The sequence below is a fragment of the Candidatus Frankia nodulisporulans genome (genome assembly GCF_902806475.1).
Taxonomy (GTDB): Bacteria; Actinomycetota; Actinomycetes; order Frankiales; family Frankiaceae; genus Frankia; species Frankia umida.
This window is the reverse complement of the sequence record NZ_CADCWS010000417.1, coordinates 1-2,244: the sequence shown is the minus strand read 5'-3', so window position 1 is coordinate 2,244 and position 2,244 is coordinate 1. Positions and strand designations below refer to the sequence as shown.

The 2,244-nt window shown below is 72.5% G+C and carries 2 protein-coding genes; one reads left to right on the top strand and one right to left on the bottom strand.

Annotation, left to right across the window (positions count from 1 at the left end; translation table 11 throughout):
• Positions 1 to 602: 602 nt before the first annotated feature.
• Positions 603 to 1,547 (top strand): universal stress protein, encoded by a 945-nt coding sequence (locus tag G6R24_RS20385; protein ID WP_225438862.1) that lies wholly within the window; start codon positions 603 to 605, stop codon positions 1,545 to 1,547.
• Positions 1,548 to 1,577: 30 nt separating this feature from the next.
• Here the strand turns inward: G6R24_RS20385 and G6R24_RS20380 are convergent.
• The coding region (locus G6R24_RS20380) for a C2 family cysteine protease (RefSeq protein ID WP_263864097.1) at positions 1,578 to 2,244 on the bottom strand (667 nt) is incomplete at its 5' end.

Below are 2,244 nucleotides of genomic sequence, written 5' to 3'. Positions count from 1 at the left end.
GGAACGGGTGCCGCGCGCGGCGGCGGGATCCGTTCCGCTCAACCAGGGTGGGCACGGTGCGTCGAAGATCGGTGACGACCCGACGAGGCCGGACGACGTTTCCTCCCCCGCCCGAAATGTTCTTGGTGCAAGTGCCCTCGATTGCGGACAGATCCTGGACATTCCGGCCGATCAGGCGTATCGCGCGCCGCCCGCGCACAACCTCACATCATCAACGGGCAAGGGCTACGCGATCTGGTGTGAACACCGTGTTGTGCGTAGCTCCGGGATGCGCCAAAACCATGCTCACCCATCGGATTCGCCGCTGGATGGCAGTGGACCGGACCGACCCCTCCGGCAGGCCGGCCCCCCGCGGCCAACCCATCGGCTGCCAGCCGAGGGTCAAGGACACGCCACTGTGGTCCCGGGACGCCCACCCGGCCACCACACCCATCCACCACACCAGACCCGCAACTCGGCCGGCCGCACCGGGTCCGTCGGCCCCCGGCCGGTGCATGCCCCAGGTCGGGGGTGTCGGGTTCCCGCCGGCCAGGTCCGGGTATCGATCGGGTAGCGGCGGGACCACCGGCGATCCATGTTCGGCGACCGTGAGGAGGCCGCGCGTGAACGACGACATCGTGGTCGGAGTGGACGGTTCGGCCGGCTCCCGGGTGGCCTTGGACTGGGCCTTGGCCGAGGCGCGACGGCACAGCTGCACGGTTCGCGCCGTGATCGGCGTCGGTTCGGGCACGCCGGAGCCAATCTGGCCACACTCCGCCGATGAGGTGGCCGAACAGGCCGCCCATCTACTTCATCGCACCGTCACCGAGGCCATCGCGGCGGTCCCAGCCACAACGGCAGCGACGTCGACACCAGTGGCGGCAGCGAGAGTGGCCGCCGCCGCATCCGTCGCGGTGACACCCGTGGCGGTGGCCGAGGAGGTCGTAGACCAGCCGGGGGCGCAGGCGCTGCTCACCGTGGGGCACGATGCCCGGATGATCGTGGTCGGTGCCCGCGGTCGCGGTCTGCTGCACCGGCTACGGGTCGGCGCGGTCAGCACCTCGGTGGCCGTGCACGCACCGGTGCCCGTCGTGATCGCCCGGGGTGGCAACGACCAGCCCGGGCACGGCTTCCTCCAGCAGCCGCGTCCCGTCGTCGTCGGCGTGGACGGATCACCGAACTCGCTGGCGGCGCTGGTGTGGGCCGCCGCCGAGGCCGACCTGCGCGGCGTCGAGCTGATCGCCGTGCACGCCTGGTTCGCGGCGCTGCCGGTGCCGTTCGCCGCGACCCCGGTCGATATCACGCAGGCGCTCGGCGACCAGGCGGCCACCGTTCTCGACGAGGCCATCGCCAGGGTCCGCGACGAGCTGCCGGCGGGTCTGCGGCCGCAGCGACGGACCGTCCCGTGCTCGCCGAGCCAGGCGCTGCTCGCCGCCGGCAAGGAGTGCGACCTGGTGGTCGTCGGTGCCCGCGGTCACGGTGGGTTCGCCGAGCTGCTGTTGGGCTCGGTCAGCCACCAGTGCATGATCCACTCTGCCGTACCGGTGGCGATCATCCGCTCACCCTGAGCCCGAACCGCCACATCCGACCCGGCCGGCCTACCTCGTGGCGCCGCGGACCACGGTGCGCACGTCCCCACGCACCGCCGACCAGTCGTACCACCGTTCGTTGGTCTCGCCCGTCGGCGGATCCCAGGGGTTACGCAACAACACCTGCCCCCGCGCGCTGTCCACCGCGAGGACGGCGTACGCGTGCGCCGCGACCAGCCCCGCCGGCCTGGTCCGCTCGCGGGTGGTGACCAGGACGACCTCGCCATCTCCCAGCGCGGCGGCGAGGTCATCCGAGCCGATCCGCCGCGCGTCGCGCCAGCTGGCCCGATGCCCGGTGAGCGTGCTGAGCGCCGCGACGGTGCTGCCGTAGCCCAACGCGGGATAACCGCCACGCAGCCGGGCGAACGCCTTCTCGTACAGTGCCGGCCACAGTTCACCGCGGCCGTCGGCGTTGTCCGCGTCCACCGCCAGTTCCTGCCAGCCGACCGGACCGTCCCGTCGCATCCGGACGAGCCCCTGCGCCAGGTTCGCCGTGACCGTGACGTTCGTGGCCGTGACGTTCGTGGGCGTGGCACCCTCACCGCGATCCGCACCCGGGTGCAGCGTGACGGTGGCCGTGCCGTTCGGATTGCGCCGGATGCCCGCGGCCAGCCGGTCCGGGTCCTGCGCGGCGAAGCCGACCAGCGCGGCCGCGAGGTAGCAGTCGGGCACCGTC